This window comes from Streptomyces sp. AN091965 (genome assembly GCF_022698285.1).
Taxonomy (GTDB): Bacteria; Actinomycetota; Actinomycetes; order Streptomycetales; family Streptomycetaceae; genus Streptomyces.
The window spans coordinates 7,149,891-7,167,337 of the sequence record NZ_JALDMY010000001.1; the positions used below are offsets into that span (position 1 = coordinate 7,149,891).

Genomic DNA, 17,447 nt, shown 5'->3' on the forward strand with positions numbered 1-17,447 from the left:
AGGCCGCACGTCATGAGTCCCTTCACCGGCTCCGCAGCCCGCACCCCCGAGTGGGAGCATCTGCGCCTGACCGTCGACGAGGGCGTCGCCACCGTCACCCTCGCCCGCCCCGACAAGCTCAACGCGCTCACCTTCGGCGCGTACGCCGACCTGCGCGACCTGCTCGCCGAGCTGTCCCGTACGCGGTCCGTGCGCGCCCTCGTGCTCGCGGGCGAGGGCCGCGGCTTCTGCTCGGGCGGCGACGTGGACGAGATCATCGGCGCCACGCTCGCCATGGACACCGCCCAACTGCTCGACTTCAACCGGATGACCGGCCAGGTCGTGCGGGCCCTGCGCGAGTGCCCCTTCCCCGTGGTCGCCGCCGTGCACGGGGTGGCCGCGGGCGCGGGCGCGGTCCTTGCGCTCGCCGCGGACTTCCGGGTCGCGGACCCGTCGGCGCGGTTCGCGTTCCTGTTCACCCGGGTCGGTCTGTCCGGCGGCGACATGGGCGCCGCGTATCTGCTGCCGCGCGTGGTCGGGCTCGGGCACGCCACCCGGCTGCTGATGCTCGGCGAACCGGTGCGCGCCCCCGAGGCCGAACGGATCGGTCTGCTCAGCGAGCTGACCGACGAGGGCAGGGCCGACGAGGCCGCCGCCGCCCTCGCCCGCCGCCTCGCCGAGGGCCCGGCCCTCGCGTACGCGCAGACCAAGGCGCTGCTCACCGCGGAGCTCGACATGCCGCTCGCGGCCTCCGTGGAGCTGGACGCGGCCACCCAGGCGCTCCTCATGAACGGCGAGGACTACGCCGAGTTCCACGCGGCCTTCACCGCGAAGCGCGCCCCCAAGTGGCGGGGGCGGTGACCGTGCCCGCCGCGGCCTCCGCGGCCCCCGCCGTGCACCGGGTCGCCGTCATCGGCGGCGGCCCCGGCGGACTGTACGCCGCCGCCCTGCTCAAGCGCCTCGACCCGGCGCGCGAGGTCACGGTCTGGGAGAAGAACGCCCCGGACGACACCTTCGGCTTCGGCGTGGTCCTCTCCGACGAGACGCTCGGCGGCATCGAGCACGCCGACCCCGTGGTCTACGCGGCCCTGCGGGAGCGCTTCGTGCGCTGGGACGACATCGACATCGTGCACCGCGGCACCCGGCACACCTCGGGCGGCCACGGCTTCGCGGCGCTCGGCCGCCGGGGGCTGCTCGCCGTGCTGCACGAGCGCTGCCGCGACCTCGGCGTGGACCTCCGCTTCCGCACCGCGGCCCCGCCCGCCGCCGACCTTGCGACGGCGTACGACCTGGTGGTCGCCGCGGACGGGGTGCACAGCGCCACCCGCGAGGCGCACGCGGACGTCTTCCGGCCCGCCGTCACCAGCCATCGCTGCCGCTACATCTGGCTCGCCGCCGACTTCGCCTTCGACGCGTTCCGCTTCGAGATCGCCGAGACCGAGCACGGCGTGATGCAGCTGCACGGCTATCCGTTCGCCGCGGCCGAGTCCACCGTGATCATCGAGATGCGCGAGGAGGTCTGGCGGGCGGCGGGCTTCGCCGACGCCGATCCCGCCGAGTCCATCGACCGCTGCGCCAAGGTCTTCGCGGACGCCCTGCACGGCCGCGGCCTGCGCTCGAACAACTCGTCCTGGCTGACCTTCCGTACGGTCGTCAACGACCGCTGGTCGCACGGCAACACGGTGCTGCTCGGCGACGCGGCGCACACCGCGCACTTCTCCATCGGCTCCGGGACGAAGCTCGCCGTCGAGGACGCGCTCGCCCTCGCGGCCTGCCTCCAGGAGCAGCCGGACGTCCCGCGGGCGCTCGCGGCGTACGAGGCCGAGCGCCGCCCGGTGGTGGCGTCCACGCAGCGCGCCGCGCAGGCCAGCCTCCAGTGGTTCGAGGAGCTCGACCTCTACCTCGGCCAGCCGCCCCGGCAGTTCGCGTTCAACCTGCTCACCCGCAGCCGCCGCGTCACCCACGACAACCTGCGCCTGCGCGACGAGCGGTTCACGGCGGCGGTGGAGCGGGACTTCGGCTGCCCCGAGGGCACACCGCCCATGTTCACCCCCTTCACCCTCGGCGGCCTGACCCTCCGCAACCGCGTCGTCGTCTCCCCGATGGACATGTACTCCGCTCGGGACGGCGTCCCCGGCGACTTCCACCTGGTCCACCTGGGCGCGCGGGCCCTCGGCGGGGCGGGCCTCGTCATGACCGAGATGGTGTGCGTGAGCGAGCGGGGCCGCATCACCCCCGGCTGCGCCGGGCTCTACACCGACGAGCAGGCCGGTGCCTGGGCGCGCATAGCGGACTTCGTGCACGCCCAGGCGCCCGGCACCGCCCTCGGGGTCCAGCTGGGCCACGCGGGCCGCAAGGGTTCGACCAAACTGATGTGGGAGGGCATCGACGAGCCCCTGGAGCAGGGCAACTGGCCCCTGGTGGCCCCGTCCGCGCTGCCGTACACCTCGCGCAGCCAGGTCCCGCACGCCCTGCGGGCCGACGAACTGCCCGCGCTGCGCGAGGAGTTCGCCGCCGCGGCCCGGCGGGCGGCGCGCTGCGGCTTCGACCTCCTTGAACTCCACTGCGCGCACGGCTACTTGCTCTCCGGCTTCCTGTCCCCGCTCACCAACCGCCGTGACGACGCGTACGGCGGCTCCCTCGAAGCCCGGCTGCGCTTCCCCCTGGAGGTCTTCGACGCGGTGCGCGAGGCCTGGCCCGCCGACCGGCCGATGACGGTCCGCGTCTCCGCCACGGACTGGGCCGAGGGCGGCACGACGGCCGACGACGCCGTGGCGCTCGCCCGTGCCTTCGCCGCCCACGGCGCCGACGCCATCGACGTCTCCACGGGCCAGGTGGTCTCCGACGACGCCCCCGCCTACGGCCGTTCGTACCAGACGCCGTACGCGGACCGCATCCGCAACGAGACCGGCCTCCCCGTCATCGCGGTCGGGGCCATCTCGTCCTGGGACGACGTCAACTCCCTGCTCCTGGCGGGCCGCACCGACCTCTGCGCCCTGGCCCGCCCGCACCTGTACGACCCCCACTGGACCCTCCACGCGGCCGCCGAGCAGGACTACCAGGGCCCCGCCGCCCCGTGGCCCCGCCCCTACCGGGCCGGCAGCCGCCGCCCCCGGACGGGCCGCACGGACGCCCCGAAGCCGCGGCTCAGTCTCTGAGGGCCGGCCCGTCCCCGGCCACGAAGTCCGCTCCGGCTCGGTGGAGGCGGTCGTGGAGGCCCTGGAAGACCTCCGCCGAGCGGGTGCCCGGCCAGTACTCCGGGAGGAGTTCCGCGGGGAGGCCGGGGTCGACGTAGGGGAGGTGGCGCCAGGTGTCGAGGGCCAGCAGGTAGTCGCGGTAGGCCTGTTGCGGGGGCGTGTCGGGGCGGGCGTGCCAGGCGCGCAGGACCGGGCCGTGGCGGTCGAGGAAGGCCTCGTGCTCCTTGGCGATGGCGGCGAGGTCCCACCAGCGCGCCACCGCCTCGGCGGTGGGGGTGAAGCCCAGGTGCTCGCCCCGGAAGAGGTCGACGTACGCCGTGAGGCCGAGGCGCTCCAGGGTGTGCCGGGTCTCGTCGTGGAGGCGGGCGGGGGCGATCCAGACGCCCGGCGCGGCCGTGCCGAAGCCGAGGCCCGCCAGGCGTGAGCGCAGCACGTGGCGCTTGTTGCGCTCCGCCTCCGGGACGGAGAACACGGCAAGCACCCAGCCGCCGTCGCGGCGCCCGCCCGCGGCCGGGTAGATGCGCCGGTCGCCGTCGTCGAGGAGCTGGCGTGCCTCCGCGGACAGCTCGTACCCCGCGGCCCCGCCGGACGTGCGCGCGGGCACGAGGAGCCCGCGCCGCTTGAGGCGGGACACCGACGAGCGGACGGACGGCGCGTCGACGCCCACCGGCGCGAGGAGGCGGACGAGTTCGGCGACCGCGACGGGGCCGGGGGCCGCCCGGCCGTACGCGCCGTAGAACGTGACGATCAGGGACCTGGGGGCGTGTTGCTCGGACACGTGATCACTCTAGGCCCCGGACGCGGGCCCCGGACCCGCGAGTGGATCTTCCGCGCCGGGCGCCGCCCCCGGTTCCCGCAGGCGGAAGCGTTGCAGTTTGCCCGTGGCCGTCCTCGGGAGGGCGTCGAGGAACTCCACCGCGCGCGGGCACTTGTAGGGCACGAGCTCCGCCTTGACGAACTCGCGCAGGCGCTCGGCGTCGGGGGTCGCGCCGTCGCGCAGCACCACGTACGCGACGGCGATCTGCCCGCGTCGCTCGTCGGGGCGGCCGACGACGGCGGTCTCCACCACGTCCGGGTGGCGCAGCAGGGCCTCCTCGACCTCGGGGCCCGCGATGTTGTACCCGGCCGAGATGATCATGTCGTCCGCGCGCGCCACAAAGCGGAAGTAGCCGTCGGCGTCGCGGACGTACGTGTCGCCGGTGACGTTCCAGCCGTGTCGGACGTAGTCGTGCTGCCGGGGGTCGGCGAGGTAGCGGCAGCCGACCGGGCCGCGCACCGCGAGCAGGCCCGGCTCGCCGTCCGGCACGGGCGCGCCGGAGGCGTCGACCACGCGCGCGTGCCACCCCGGCACGGGCAGGCCCGTGGTGCCGGGGCGGATCGCCTCGTCGGCGGCGGAGATGAAGATGTGGAGCAGCTCCGTCGCGCCGATGCCGTTGATGACGCGCAGGCCCGTGCGCTCGTGCCAGGCCTGCCAGGTCGCGGCGGGCAGGTTCTCGCCCGCCGAGACGCACCGGCGCAGCGACGACACGTCGTACGGGCCGGACCCGTCCGGCGGGGGCGGCCCGTCGAGCGCGTCCAGCATCGCCCGGTACGCCGTCGGCGCGGTGAACAGCACGCTCACCCGGTGCGCGGCGATCGCGGGCAACAGCTGCTTGGGGCCCGCCTGTTCGAGCAGCACGGAGGACGCGCCGACGCGCAGCGGGAAGATGACGAGGCCGCCCAGGCCGAAGGTGAAGCCGAGCGGCGGGCTGCCCGCGAACACGTCGTCGGAGCGGGCTTTGAGGACGTGGCGCGCGAAGGTGTCGGCTATCGCGAGCACGTCCCGGTGGAAGTGCATACAGCCCTTGGGCCGCCCCGTCGTGCCGGACGTGAAGGCGATGAGCGCCACGTCGTCGGCCGCGGTGTCCACCGCCCCGTACGGCTCCGGCGCGCGGGCCGCCGCGCGGGCCAGGAGGTCGTCGGGGCCCTCGCCGCCGTACGTCGTCACGCGCAGGCCCGGCACCCCGGCCTTGATCAGGTCGTCGACCGCGCGGGCGTCGCACAGCGCGTGCGAGACCTGCGCGATCTCGCACATGGTGGCCAGCTCCTGCGCGCGCTGCTGGGCGAGGACGGTGACCGCGACCGCGCCCGCCTTCATCACGGCGAGCCAGCAGGCGGCGAGCCGGGGCGAGGTGGCGCCGCGCAGGAGCACGCGGTTGCCGGGCACCACGCCGAGCTCGGCGGTCAGCACGTGCGCGATCCGGTCCACCTGGTCCTGGAGCTCGCCGTACGTCCACGCCGTGCCGTCGGCGCCGACGAAGGCGGGCCGGTCGGTGCCGTACCGCCGGGCCGAGGCGTCCAGGAGCTCCGCGCCGCAGTTGAGCCGGTCGGGGTAGTGCAGCTCGGGCCGGTCGCGCACCAGCGCGGGCCACTGGTCGCGCGGGGGGAGGTGCTCACGCGCGAAGGTGTCGACGTGTCCGGTGGGCGCGGCGCCGCTGTCGCCGTAGGTTGCCCCTGTGGTCTCCATGGCGCCTCGCCACCTTTGCCGTCGGGCGTAGTGATGGGCTCGCCCAACGAGCGTATCGTGTTGGTGACGGCAGTCAACACTGCGCGATAAGACTCCGGGGTGCGGCACCGCGCCCCGCGCCAGGGGAGGCCCGAGATGACCGACGTGCCGACTGTGTCACCTGCACCGGATGGGCCGGTTTCACCGTCTTCGCAGGCTTATCCGCAATTTTCGCTCGGCCCGGAGCAGGCCGCTCGGCGTGACCGGCTGCGGCAGCTGGCCGAGACCCGTCTCCGCCCCCTCGCCGAGAAGGGCGAGCCGGGGCGCGTGAACCGCCCGCTCACCGAGGCCCTCGGCGAACTCGGCCTGCTCGACGGGTTGTTCACCGCCGGGGCCCTCGACCTGTGCCTGACCCGGGAGTCGCTCGCCCGCGGCTGCACGGAGGCCGAGACCGCCTACGCCCTCCAGGGCCTGGGCGCCTACCCCGTGCACGCCTACGGCTCGGCGGAGCTGCGCGAGCGGTGGCTGCCGGGGGCGCGCGAGGGCCGCGCCGTCGCCGCCTTCGCCCTGTCCGAGCCGGGCGCGGGCTCCGACGCCGCGGCCCTCGCGCTGCGCGCCGAGCCCGAGCCCGGCACGGCCGGCGCCTGGCGCCTGACCGGCGAGAAGTCCTGGATCTCCAACGCGCCCGAGGCCGACTTCTACACCGTCTTCGCCCGCACCACACCGGACGCGGGCGCCCGCGGCGTGACCGCCTTCCTGGTGCCCGCCGACCGCCCGGGCCTGAGCGGCACCCCGCTCGCGATGCTGTCCCCGCACCCCATCGGGACCCTCGCCTTCGACGGCGTCCGCGTGACCACGGACGACCTGCTCGGCGAGGCCGACCGGGGCTTCGGCGTCGCCATGACGACCCTCAACCGCTTCCGCCCGAGCGTCGGCGCCTTCGCGGTCGGCATGGCCCAGGCCGCGCTCGACGCGACCCTCGCGCACACCGCGGCGCGGGACGCGTTCGGCGGCAAGCTGAAGGACCTCCAGGCGGTGTCCCAGCAGGTCGCGGAGATGGCCACGCGCACGGAGGCCGCGCGGCTCCTGGTGTACGCGGCCGCCGCGGCGCACGACCGCGAGGAGCCCGGCATCGCGGGCCGCGCGGCGATGGCGAAGCTCTTCGCCACGGAGACCGCCCAGTACGTCGTCGACACCGCCGTCCAGCTGCACGGCGCCCGCGCCCTCCAGCACGGGCACCTGCTCGAACACCTCTACCGCGAGGTGCGGGCGCCGCGCATCTACGAGGGCGCGAGCGAGGTGCAGCGCGCCGTCATCGCCAAGCAGTTGTACGCGTCCGCCCCCTCCCCGAAGGAGACCGCGTGAGCCTCGACCGTCTGAACCCCGCCTCGCTCTCCCCGGCCACCGGCTTCAGCCACGCCGTCGTGGCGACCGGCGGCCGTGTCGTCTTCCTCGCCGGGCAGACGGCCCTGGACGCCGACGGCAAGGTCACCGGGGCCACGCTGCCCGAGCAGTTCGAGCAGGCCCTCGGCAACCTCCTCGCCGCCCTGCGCGCGGCGGGCGGCACCCCCGCGGACCTCGCCCGCGTCACCGTCTACGCCACGGACGTCGCCGACTACCGCGCGCACGCCCGCGAACTGGGCGCGATCTGGAAGCGGTTGGCGGGCCGCGACTATCCCGCCATGGCGGTCATCGGCGTCGTCCGCCTCTGGGACGCGGAGTGCCTCGTGGAACTGGACGGCTTCGCGGTGCTGCCCTGACCCGCGCGGTGCGCCCCGGACCCGCCCCTTCCCGAACAAGGGGGCCCCGCCCCCTTGGACCCCCGTCGATCGGCGCTGCGCGCCTCGTCCTCAAACGCCGGACGGGCTGAAAGATCTCCGGCTCGGGCCGGCGTAAGAATCAGCCTCTCCGGCGTTTGAGGAGCGGGGGTCTGGGGGCGGAGTCCCCAGGAAGCGGGAAGGGGCGGGCCAGGGGCGCACCCGCGAGGGCGAGCCCTAGCGTGGCGGGGCGAACTTGCGGGTGGAGAAGACGACGGCGTCCTTCGGGCCCACCCCGCGCGTGACCCACCAGTGCGTCGGGACCGAGCCGTACGTGTCGTACAACCGCGGCGACTGCCAGGCCAGCACCACCTCGTCCGCACCGCCCCCGTCGAGATCGGCGGCGGAGTGCACCAGCCACTGCCCGCTCCCCGAGGGAATCCGCTTGCCGTCCACCCGCGCGGGCGGCTCGCGGACCAGGAGGCCGACCCGGCGGCCGCCCTCGTAGAGGACGGGACCCCGGCGGCTGTTGAGCAGCAACGCGTCCCGGCCGTCGCCGTCGTGGTCGACGGCCGTGTACGTGCCGCCCGCGCCCGGAGTGCGGTAGGTGTCGACGGAGGCGCCGTCGCCCGAGTAGACGGTGTAGCTCCCGGAGACGTCGGCCCCCTCGGCCCCGGCGCCGGGCTCGTCGTTGCGCCCGCCGCCGTCGCCGACGGCGAGGTCACGGGTGCCGTCCCCGTCGAAGTCGCCGAAGGTGTAGCTGTTGCCCTCGCGCACCGGGCGGCTGGTGGCGGCGAGGCCGCCGCCGGGCCGGGCCGCGAAGTACTGGCCCGCCGACTGCTCGCCGTCGTTGCCGTAGTGCGCGTACAGACCGGTGGTGCGGGGCTTGCCCGACGGGGCGATGTCGTCGGCGCGGAGGCTGCTGTACCAGGTGTACTGCGGCTGCGGCAGGGCCCGCCGCTCGGTGCGCGCGGCCACGCCCGCGCGCGAGAACGGGCCGAACAGCAGTACCACGGCCGGCCTCTCGGCCTTCGACTCGCCCTCCCGCAGGCCCGCCAGGTCGTGGCGCCCGTCGCCGTCGAAGTCGCCCCGGACCATGTCGTCGAAGCCGTCCGCCGCGTCCGGCGCGGGAAGGCGGAGCCGGGTCGGCGCGGCGCCGCGCCGGGGCCCTTGCGGCCCGCCCCAGTTGACGTACTCGACCACGCGGTTCCCGGGCGCGCCGGTGCGCCGTTCCCGCTCGGGCACCTCCTCGCCGGTGCGGGTGACGAAGTCCGCGAAGCCGTCGTCGTCCAGGTCGGCGGTGGTCCCGGGGTAGGGCGGGGTGTTCCCGACGGGGCTGGGGTCGGGCACGGCGAGGTCCTCGGCGGTGTAGAGGGTCCGCGTCGTCGGGTCGGGCCCGCGCGGGGAGCCGAAGACGACGGCGACCTGGGGCACGCCGCCGTGGCCGGCGGGCCAGGCCACCGGCACGGTCATCAGCAGGTCGGGGTGCCCGTCGCCGTTGACGTCGTCCGGGTCGCCGGAGCCCCGTCCCGGGGCGGGCGCGCGGCTCTCGGTCGGGACGACGTCCGGCGTCCGGGACGACCCGCCCCGCCCGCCGTCGCGCGAGCCGTCGGACCGGGAACCGTCGGACCCGCCGCCGCACCCGGCGACCAGCGCGAGGGCGGCGAGTACGGAGACGGCGCGGGCCGCGGTGCGAGGAGTCATGGGGGACACCCTCACACCACGGCCCGCGCCGATTCCATACAGATGTGCGACCAGGGGAAGAGGACGACTCTAGATGTCCCGGAACGTCTCGATCTGCGCACCGACGGAGTTCAGGCGCTCCGCCAGATCCTCGTAGCCGCGGTTGATCACGTACACGTTGCGCAGGACCGACGTGCCCTCGGCCGCCATCATCGCGAGCAGCACGACCACGGCGGGGCGCAGCGCGGGCGGGCACATCATCTCGGCGGCGCGCCAGCGGGTCGGGCCCTCGACGAGCACCCGGTGCGGGTCGAGCAGCTGGAGGCGGCCGCCGAGGCGGTTCAGGTCCGTGAGGTAGATCGCGCGGTTGTCGTAGACCCAGTCGTGGATGAGGGTCTTGCCCTGCGCCGAGGCCGCGATGACCGCGAAGAAGGGGACGTTGTCGATGTTCAGGCCGGGGAACGGCATGGGGTGGATCTTGTCGATGGGCGCCTCCAGCTTGGAGGGGCGCACCGTGACGTCCACCAGGCGGGTGCGGCCGTTGTCCGCCGCGTACTCGGCCGAGCGGTCGTGGTCGAGGCCCATCTCCTCCAGGACGGCGAGCTCGATCTCCATGAACTCGATCGGCACCCGGCGGATGGTCAGCTCCGACTCGGTGACCACGGCGGCGGCGAGCAGGCTCATCGCCTCGACCGGGTCCTCGGAGGGGGAGTAGTCGACGTCCACGTCGATGTCCGGCACGCCGTGCACGGTCAGGGTCGTGGTGCCGATGCCCTCGACCTTGACGCCGAGCGCCTCCAGGAAGAAGCACAGGTCCTGGACCATGTAGTTGGAGGAGGCGTTGCGGATGACCGTGGTCCCGGCGGAGCGGGCGGCGGCGAGCAGCGCGTTCTCCGTCACCGTGTCGCCGCGCTCGGTCAGGACGATCGGGCGGTCGGGCGTGACGTCGCGGGCGACGTCCGCGTGGTAGAGACCCTCGGTCGCGGCGATGTCCAGGCCGAAGCGGCGCAGCGCGATCATGTGCGGCTCGATCGTGCGGGTGCCGAGGTCGCAGCCGCCCGCGTACGGAAGGCGGAAGCGGTCCATGCGGTGCAGGAGCGGGCCGAGGAACATGATGATCGAGCGGGTGCGGCGGGCGGCCTCGGCGTCGATGGCGTCCATGTCGAGCCGGGCGGGCGGCACGATCTCCAGGTCCACGCCGTCGTTGATCCAACGGGTGCGGACGCCGATGGAGTTGAGGACCTCCAGGAGGCGGTAGACCTCTTCGATGCGGGCGACGCGGCGCAGGACCGTGCGGCCCTTGTTGAGCAGGGAGCCGCAGAGCAGGGCCACGCAGGCGTTCTTGCTGGTCTTGACGTCGATGGAGCCGGAGAGGCGGCGGCCGCCGACGACTCGCAGATGCATCGGACCCGAGTACCCGAGCGAGACGATTTCACTGTCCAGCGCCTCGCCGATCCGGGCGATCATCTCAAGGCTGATGTTCTGGTTCCCGCGCTCGATGCGGTTCACGGCGCTCTGGCTGGTGTTGAGCGCCTCGGCCAGCTGCGACTGTGTCCAGCCACGGTGCTGCCGGGCGTCACGAATGAGCTTGCCGATGCGTACGAGGTAGTCGTCTGCCATGCGCCAGAGGCTATCTCAGATATGAGATGAGGTACCCGCTGGGGTGGGCCATTAGGGGAATGACCGATTCCGATCCGTCAGGCGCTCGCCGTCGCGCAGGTGTTGAGCCGCAGGTGGGCGCCGTCCACCACTGTGCCCGCGCGGCGGGTGTGTCGCACGTCCGCGACGGGGAACTCGGCCACTTGGCGCAGCGCCGACCCACGGTGAGCCCGGGGGCGCACACGCCTGGGCGCGCGCGAGTCCCGGACGGAAGCGAAGTAAGCCCGTCCGGCGTTTGGGGGCGAGCGCGCAGCGCGAAGCCCGCTCAAGGCCCCGGGGCCAGCGCACGCGCGGCTGATGTATTAGAGTTATCTCGACATCGAGATATCTGCCGAGGCGCACCGCAGCCGTACGCATCGCCAGTCCGGCGGTAAGGGTTACCTAACTTAGCCTTACCTTAGCGGATTGGCCAGGAGGCGTGACGGCAGGATGCGGTGGAACGCGCACATATATGAAGGAGACTGTCGTGTCGGCGAACAGCTTCGACGCCCGCAGCACGCTGCAGGTGGGCGACGAGTCGTACGAGATCTTCCGGCTGGACAAGGTGGAGGGCTCGGCCCGCCTGCCGTACAGCCTCAAGGTCCTGCTGGAGAACCTGCTCCGCACTGAGGACGGCGCCAACATCACCGCCGACCACATCCGTGCCCTCGGCGGCTGGGACTCGCAGGCCCAGCCCAGCCAGGAGATCCAGTTCACGCCGGCCCGCGTGATCATGCAGGACTTCACCGGCGTCCCCTGTGTCGTGGACCTCGCCACGATGCGTGAGGCCGTGAAGGCCCTTGGCGGCGACCCGGCGAAGGTCAACCCGCTCTCCCCGGCCGAGCTGGTCATCGACCACTCCGTCATCGCCGACAAGTTCGGCACCCACGACGCGTTCTCGCAGAACGTGGAGCTGGAGTACGGCCGCAACAAGGAGCGCTACCAGTTCCTGCGCTGGGGCCAGACCGCGTTCGACGACTTCAAGGTCGTCCCGCCGGGCACCGGCATCGTCCACCAGGTGAACATCGAGCACCTGGCGCGCACGGTCATGGTCCGGAACGGCCAGGCCTACCCCGACACCCTGGTCGGCACCGACTCGCACACCACGATGGTCAACGGCCTGGGCGTCCTCGGCTGGGGCGTCGGCGGCATCGAGGCCGAGGCCGCGATGCTCGGCCAGCCGGTCTCGATGCTCATCCCGCGCGTCGTCGGCTTCAAGCTGACCGGCGAGCTCAAGCCGGGCACCACCGCCACGGACCTCGTGCTCACGATCACCGAGATGCTGCGCAAGCACGGCGTCGTCGGCAAGTTCGTCGAGTTCTACGGCGAGGGCGTCGCCGCCACCTCGCTGGCCAACCGCGCCACCATCGGCAACATGTCGCCGGAGTTCGGCTCCACCGCCGCGATCTTCCCGATCGACGGCGAGACCCTGAACTACCTCAAGCTCACCGGCCGCTCCGAGCAGCAGGTCGCGCTCGTCGAGGCGTACGCCAAGGAGCAGGGCCTGTGGCTGGACCCGGCCGCCGAGCCGGACTTCTCCGAGAAGCTGGAGCTGGACCTCTCCACGGTCGTCCCGTCGATCGCGGGTCCGAAGCGCCCGCAGGACCGCATCGTCCTCGCGAACGCCGCGCAGCAGTTCGCCCTCGACGTGCGCAACTACGTCGACACCGCCGACGAGGCGGGCAAGGAGTCCTTCCCGGCCTCCGACGCCCCGGCCACCACGAACGGCGTGCCGAGCAACCCGGTCCAGGTCACGGCCCCCGACGGCTCGACCTACGAGATCGACCACGGCGCCGTCACCGTCGCCGCGATCACCTCCTGCACCAACACGTCGAACCCGTACGTGATGGTCGCCGCCGCGCTCGTCGCGAAGAAGGCCGTCGAGAAGGGCCTGACCCGCAAGCCGTGGGTCAAGACCACCCTCGCCCCGGGCTCGAAGGTCGTCACCGACTACTTCGACAAGGCGGGCCTCACCCCGTACCTGGACAAGGTCGGCTTCAACCTCGTCGGCTACGGCTGCACCACCTGCATCGGCAACTCCGGCCCGCTGCCGGAGGAGGTCTCCAAGGCCGTCAACGACCACGACCTCGCCGTCACCTCGGTCCTCTCCGGCAACCGGAACTTCGAGGGCCGCATCAACCCCGACGTCAAGATGAACTACCTGGCGTCCCCGCCGCTGGTCGTCGCGTACGCGCTCGCGGGCTCCATGAAGGTGGACATCACCACGGAGGCGCTCGGCACCGACACCGAGGGCAAGCCGGTCTTCCTCAAGGACATCTGGCCGACCGAGGCCGAGGTCAACGACGTCGTGGCGAACGCCATCGGCGAGGACATGTTCAACAAGTCCTACCAGGACGTCTTCGCGGGTGACGCCCAGTGGCAGGCCCTGCCGATCCCGACCGGCAACACCTTCGAGTGGGACACCGAGTCCACCTACGTCCGCAAGCCCCCGTACTTCGAGGGCATGACGATGGAGACCACCCCGGTCTCCGACATCGAGGGCGCCCGCGTCCTGGCGAAGCTGGGCGACTCGGTCACCACCGACCACATCTCCCCGGCCGGTGCCATCAAGGCCGACACCCCGGCCGGCCAGTACCTCACGGAGCACGGCGTCACCCGCCGCGACTTCAACAGCTACGGCTCGCGCCGCGGCAACCACGAGGTCATGATCCGCGGCACGTTCGCCAACATCCGCCTGCGCAACCAGATCGCGCCGGGCACCGAGGGCGGCTACACCCGCGACTTCACCAAGGCCGACGCGCCGGTGTCGTTCATCTACGACGCCTCGCAGAACTACCAGGCCGAGGGCACCCCGCTGGTCATCCTGGGCGGCAAGGAGTACGGCTCCGGTTCGTCCCGCGACTGGGCGGCCAAGGGCACCGCGCTCCTCGGCGTCAAGGCCGTCATCACCGAGTCGTACGAGCGCATCCACCGCTCGAACCTCATCGGCATGGGCGTCCTGCCGCTGCAGTTCCCGGCGGGCCAGTCGGCCGACTCGCTCGGCCTGACCGGTGAGGAGACCTTCTCCATCACGGGCGTCACCGAGCTGAACGAGGGCACCACCCCGAGCACGGTGAAGGTCACCACCGACACCGGTGTCGAGTTCGACGCGGTCGTCCGCATCGACACCCCCGGCGAGGCGGACTACTACCGCAACGGCGGCATCATGCAGTACGTGCTGCGCAACCTGATCCGCAAGTAAGCGGCGACAGTACGCGGCCGAGGGCCGCACCCCCGGAAGCCTCCGGGGGTGCGGCCCTCTCGCGTGCTCACACGGTGATGAGCGACGCCGCCGCCCCGGAGCGCAGCACGTGGTCGACGTGGATCAGACGGGCGATGAACCGGCCGTTCTCCACGTTCGCCTCGATGCCCACGGGGGCGATCGAGCTTCCGTCCGGGAGCCCGGCGTAGTACAGGCCGGGGAGCGCCCCGAGGAGGCCCCGCTCCTGGACCGGCGCGCCGTGCTCGTCGAGGACGTGGTCCGGCAGGATGCGGTAGTCGGGGCCGAAGCCGGTGCACCAGACGACGGTCGTGATGCCGTGGCGCGCCAGGTCGAGGCGCTCGCCGAAGTCGGCCACGTGCTCCAGGGGGACCTCGGGTGCGGGCCGCTCCTGGGGCGCCGCGAACCCCCGCTCGTGGATGCGGGCGTCGATGATGTCGACGGCCCGCCGGAACGAGCGGGCGGACTCCTCCGCGACCGCCACCACGTTGTCCTTCAGGTGGAGCGCGGCGCCGTCCGCCGCGCGTACGGAGCCGACCAGGGTGACGCCCTTCGCGGCCAGGGTGCCGAGGTTCAGGTCGCGGCGCTTGTCCCGCACGGCGGTCACCGGCAGGCCCGGCAGGACGGGTCCGCCGTCGCCGCCCACGGCCCCGAACTCCTCGTACAGGGAAGGGAGCGCGCGGAGCCACTCCTGGACGCCGCGGCCGCGGTAGCGGCGCGGCCACGCGCGGTGCCGCCCGACCGCGAGGAACGTGCGGCGCCCGGCGTCCGCCAGCTCGTCCGCGATCTGCTGGCCGCTGATGCCCGCGCCGACGACCAGGACGGCCCCGTCCGGCAGGGCCCCGGGGTTGCGGTAGCCGTGGGAGTGGAGCTGGTGGACGGACGGGTCGACGTCGGCGGCCAGGGCGGGGGTGCGGGGGGCCGCGTAGCCGCCCACGGCCGCGACGAGGTTGCGGGACTCGACGACGCCGCCGGTGGCCAGGTGGGTGCGGAACCGCACGTCGTCGCGGTCGGAGGCGCCGGGCGGGCACTCGACCTTCGCCACGGGCGTGTGCTGCCGTATCCGGAGCTCCCGTTCCGTCGCGTACCGGCGCAGGACGCGGGCCAGTTCGGGGCCCGAGGGGCAGCCGTAGGGGTCGTCGCCCTCGTACTCCCGGCCGGGGAGGCGCAGCGAACGGTTCCCGCTCCCGATCAGCAGGCTGTCCCAGCGTTCGTGGGCCCAGGCCTGGCCGATCTCTCCCCGCTCCAGGACGAGCGCGGAGTGGCCGAGCTCCTGGAGGGCCCCGGCCACGCCGCACCCTTGCTGTCCGGCGCCGATGATCACGGTCTCTGCGTATTCGACAGACGCGATGGACGCGACGGACTCGACGTGCTTGCCAGTTGTCATGACGGAACCCCTCTGCCGCGAGGACGCGGCTACTTAGGTAAACCTAAGTAAGACCTTGCCTCTTCAAGTCGTCTTGATGTCAACTGGGTTCATGGCGAAGGAAGGCGCGGTGTCCATCGGTGAAGCGGCGGCTCTGTACGGCCTGGCGCCGTCCACGGTGCGGTGGTGGGAGCGGCAGGGCGTGCTCAATCAGCCCGCCCGCGAGGGCGGCAAGCGGCGCTACGGCGATACTGACCTGCGCCGCATCGGCCTCGCCTATCTGTGCTGTGTCGTCGGGCGGATGCCCCTGGACCAGGCCGCCGTCGTCACCTCCGGCAAGGCCACGCGCGGTGCCTGGCAGGGCGCGATCGAGGCCCAGCTCGTGGAAGTGGAGCGGCAGATAACGGAGTTGGAGGCGGCCCGGCGCTATCTCCGGCACGCCCTGAGCTGCACGGACGACGACATCGCGGGTGACTGCCCGGTCCTGGACGCCGAGTTGGCCACGCACACCCCGCGCGGGCGCGTCCTGGCCCCGGACCTCGTCACCGCCGCCCGCACGGGTGAGCCGCCGTGTGACGAAAGCACGGCGGCTCACCCTTCGCGTGACGAAATCCCCTGCCCCGGCTGTGGGTCCCCGGTGCCGCGCTCGCCGCGTGGACGGCCCCGCACTTACTGCTCGCGGGCCTGCCGCCAGCGCGCCTATCGCGCGCGGCACCGGGGATGATCAGCTCAGGGGGATGCTCTTGGCGGCCGACAGGAGCGGGATGAGGACGTAGTCGCCGTTGCCGGGGCCGCAGACCGGCCGGGTGTCGGCGGTGTCGGAGACGTTCGTGCCGGTCCGGTAGCGGTTGTCGGGGGCTGTGACCACGCTCGTCAGGTGGCTGGCGTGGCGCTCGGAGTAGTACACGCACTGGTGCAGGTTGAGGTAGCGGCCCGCGGTCAGGTCCAGGGGCAGGGAGGCCGAGAGGCCGGGGTTGGGTACGTGGCTGCCGTTGCCGGGGCCGCAGGTGGGGCTGGTCTCGGGGGTGGTGGAGACCTTGGTGCCGGTGGAGTAGCGCCCGTCGCCGCTCGGTGTCACCAGGGTGGTGAAGCGGTCGGTGCTGGCGCTGCGGTAGTAGTCGCACTGCTGGAGGTTGAGGTAGCGCCCCGCGCCGAGGTTCAGCGCCCTGACGCCGTGCAGGAGGGGGACGGGCACGTGGTTGCCGTTGCCCGGGCCGCAGTCCGGCGTGGTGTCGGCGGTGGTGGAGCGCTTGGTGCCGGTGGAGTAGCGCCCGTCGCCGCTGGGGGTCACGAAGGTGCTGAAGTGGTCGTCGAGCGAGCTCGCGTAGTACGCGCACTGGTGCAGGTTCAGATATCCGGAGGCCGCGGCCTCGGTCTCGTGTGCCTGCGCCGCCGCCGGGGCCGGCGTGGCCGTGAGGGCGCACGCGCCGACCGCCACGCTGAGCACCAGCCGCCGGGCGCGGCGGATCGTCCATCGCGTCATCTCGTGTGTCGTCCATCCTGTGAGGGCTTCGAACCGGAAACGCCCCACGCCGCTCCCGAGACTCTCCCAGAGTCAACGCACCCACCGGTATCCCTCGAACCGGTGAAGGCTGCGCGCTTCGTCGGCGTGGCCGTGCTCGGGATCTACCCGTACGGGATCCCACGCAAGGGCAAAGGGCGGCAGCGCGAAGGGGGTGCGCGGTCCGCGCACCCCCTTCGTCCGTACTAGCGCTGTGGCCGGCCGCCGTACGGGATCGTGATCAGTTCCATGGCGTGGCCCGCCGGGTCCAGGAAGTAGACGCCCTTGCCGCCGTCGTTGCGGTTGATCTCGCCGGGGTGCTTCTGGTGGGGGTCGGCCCAGTGGTCGAGGCCGCGTGCCTGGATCTTCTCGTACGCCGCGTCGAACTCGGTCTCCGAGACGAGGAAGGCGTAGTGCTGCGGGGTGAGGTGTTCCGCGGGGACGGTGGCGAAGTCGAGGGTGACGTCGTTCGCCAGGGCCACGGCGATGAACGGGCCCCATTCGGTGGTGATCTCAAGTCCCAGCAGGTCCGCGAAGAAGGTGGCGGACTCCCGGTTGTCCCGGGCGTGGACGATCGTGTGGTTGAGCTGTACTGGCATGGAATGCCTCCGAGGGCATCTC

Annotated in this window: 13 protein-coding genes; 6 read left to right on the forward strand and 7 right to left on the reverse strand. The window is 73.0% G+C overall.

Annotated elements, in window-relative coordinates; all coding sequences use genetic code 11:
• The first annotated feature begins 12 nt into the window (after positions 1 to 12).
• Positions 13 to 840, forward strand: a complete 828-nt coding sequence (locus tag MQV74_RS30550; protein WP_030682496.1) for an enoyl-CoA hydratase family protein — start codon at positions 13 to 15, stop codon at positions 838 to 840.
• A complete protein-coding gene (locus MQV74_RS30555) occupies positions 837 to 3,137 on the forward strand; it encodes a bifunctional salicylyl-CoA 5-hydroxylase/oxidoreductase (RefSeq protein ID WP_242724890.1) in 2,301 nt (766 codons plus the stop codon). The genes MQV74_RS30550 and MQV74_RS30555 overlap by 4 nt, the downstream gene beginning before the upstream one ends.
• Here the strand turns inward: MQV74_RS30555 and MQV74_RS30560 are convergent.
• Positions 3,127 to 3,954 carry a PaaX family transcriptional regulator gene (locus MQV74_RS30560; protein ID WP_242724903.1) on the reverse strand — a complete coding sequence of 276 codons (828 nt, stop codon included), beginning with the start codon at positions 3,952 to 3,954 and terminating at the stop codon, positions 3,127 to 3,129. The two genes, MQV74_RS30555 and MQV74_RS30560, sit on opposite strands and share 11 nt — an antisense overlap.
• 9 nt (positions 3,955 to 3,963) lie before the next feature.
• On the reverse strand, positions 3,964 to 5,682 hold the full coding sequence (locus tag MQV74_RS30565) for an AMP-binding protein (RefSeq protein ID WP_242724906.1): 1,719 nt from the start codon (positions 5,680 to 5,682) through the stop codon (positions 3,964 to 3,966).
• A 153-nt stretch (positions 5,683 to 5,835) separates the two neighbouring features.
• Here MQV74_RS30565 and MQV74_RS30570 point away from each other — a divergent pair, with 153 nt between their 5' ends.
• Complete coding sequence (locus MQV74_RS30570; protein WP_308402392.1) at positions 5,836 to 7,026, forward strand: acyl-CoA dehydrogenase family protein; 1,191 nt, start codon at positions 5,836 to 5,838, stop codon at positions 7,024 to 7,026.
• The gene (locus tag MQV74_RS30575) at positions 7,023 to 7,421 is read left to right on the forward strand and encodes a RidA family protein (protein WP_242724908.1); all 399 of its coding nucleotides are present in this window, start codon (positions 7,023 to 7,025) and stop codon (positions 7,419 to 7,421) included. The genes MQV74_RS30570 and MQV74_RS30575 overlap by 4 nt, the downstream gene beginning before the upstream one ends.
• 234 nt (positions 7,422 to 7,655) lie before the next feature.
• Here the strand turns inward: MQV74_RS30575 and MQV74_RS30580 are convergent, their stop codons facing one another.
• Both MQV74_RS30580 and MQV74_RS30585 read right to left on the reverse strand, forming a co-directional pair.
• Entirely contained in the window at positions 7,656 to 9,122 is a 1,467-nt protein-coding gene (locus MQV74_RS30580) for a hypothetical protein (RefSeq protein ID WP_242724910.1), read from the reverse strand.
• 69 nt (positions 9,123 to 9,191) lie between these two features.
• Positions 9,192 to 10,721: a UDP-N-acetylglucosamine 1-carboxyvinyltransferase gene (locus MQV74_RS30585; RefSeq protein WP_242724912.1), complete on the reverse strand. Its 1,530-nt coding sequence runs from the start codon at positions 10,719 to 10,721 to the stop codon at positions 9,192 to 9,194.
• A 505-nt stretch (positions 10,722 to 11,226) separates the two neighbouring features.
• On the opposite strand from MQV74_RS30585, the gene acnA reads away from it, so the two are divergent.
• The gene (gene acnA / locus MQV74_RS30590) at positions 11,227 to 13,941 is read left to right on the forward strand and encodes an aconitate hydratase AcnA (RefSeq protein WP_308402329.1); all 2,715 of its coding nucleotides are present in this window, start codon (positions 11,227 to 11,229) and stop codon (positions 13,939 to 13,941) included.
• A gap of 67 nt (positions 13,942 to 14,008) precedes the next feature.
• Here the strand turns inward: acnA and MQV74_RS30595 are convergent, their stop codons facing one another.
• Positions 14,009 to 15,346, reverse strand: a complete 1,338-nt coding sequence (locus MQV74_RS30595; protein ID WP_242724916.1) for a flavin-containing monooxygenase — start codon at positions 15,344 to 15,346, stop codon at positions 14,009 to 14,011.
• Between the two features lie 91 nt (positions 15,347 to 15,437).
• On the opposite strand from MQV74_RS30595, the gene MQV74_RS30600 reads away from it, so the two are divergent.
• The gene (locus MQV74_RS30600) at positions 15,438 to 16,049 is read left to right on the forward strand and encodes a MerR family transcriptional regulator (protein ID WP_242724918.1); all 612 of its coding nucleotides are present in this window, start codon (positions 15,438 to 15,440) and stop codon (positions 16,047 to 16,049) included.
• On the opposite strand, the gene MQV74_RS30605 is transcribed toward MQV74_RS30600, so the two are convergent.
• Both MQV74_RS30605 and MQV74_RS30610 read right to left on the reverse strand, forming a co-directional pair.
• A complete protein-coding gene (locus MQV74_RS30605) occupies positions 16,050 to 16,808 on the reverse strand; it encodes a hypothetical protein (protein ID WP_242724920.1) in 759 nt (252 codons plus the stop codon).
• Positions 16,809 to 17,032: 224 nt separating this feature from the next.
• On the reverse strand, positions 17,033 to 17,425 hold the full coding sequence (locus MQV74_RS30610) for a VOC family protein (protein ID WP_242724922.1): 393 nt from the start codon (positions 17,423 to 17,425) through the stop codon (positions 17,033 to 17,035).
• Positions 17,426 to 17,447: the final 22 nt, after the last annotated feature.

Coding starts and splice junctions, on each gene's coding strand:
- MQV74_RS30600 (WP_242724918.1), top strand. CDS start 15,438: ATGGCGAAGGAAGGCGCGGTGTCCATCGGTGAAGCGGCGGCTCTGTAC.
- MQV74_RS30585 (WP_242724912.1), bottom strand. CDS start 10,721: ATGGCAGACGACTACCTCGTACGCATCGGCAAGCTCATTCGTGACGCC.
- MQV74_RS30610 (WP_242724922.1), bottom strand. CDS start 17,425: ATGCCAGTACAGCTCAACCACACGATCGTCCACGCCCGGGACAACCGG.
- MQV74_RS30580 (WP_242724910.1), bottom strand. CDS start 9,122: ATGACTCCTCGCACCGCGGCCCGCGCCGTCTCCGTACTCGCCGCCCTC.
- MQV74_RS30605 (WP_242724920.1), bottom strand. CDS start 16,808: ATGACGCGATGGACGATCCGCCGCGCCCGGCGGCTGGTGCTCAGCGTG.
- MQV74_RS30565 (WP_242724906.1), bottom strand. CDS start 5,682: ATGGAGACCACAGGGGCAACCTACGGCGACAGCGGCGCCGCGCCCACC.
- MQV74_RS30550 (WP_030682496.1), top strand. CDS start 13: ATGAGTCCCTTCACCGGCTCCGCAGCCCGCACCCCCGAGTGGGAGCAT.
- MQV74_RS30595 (WP_242724916.1), bottom strand. CDS start 15,346: ATGACAACTGGCAAGCACGTCGAGTCCGTCGCGTCCATCGCGTCTGTC.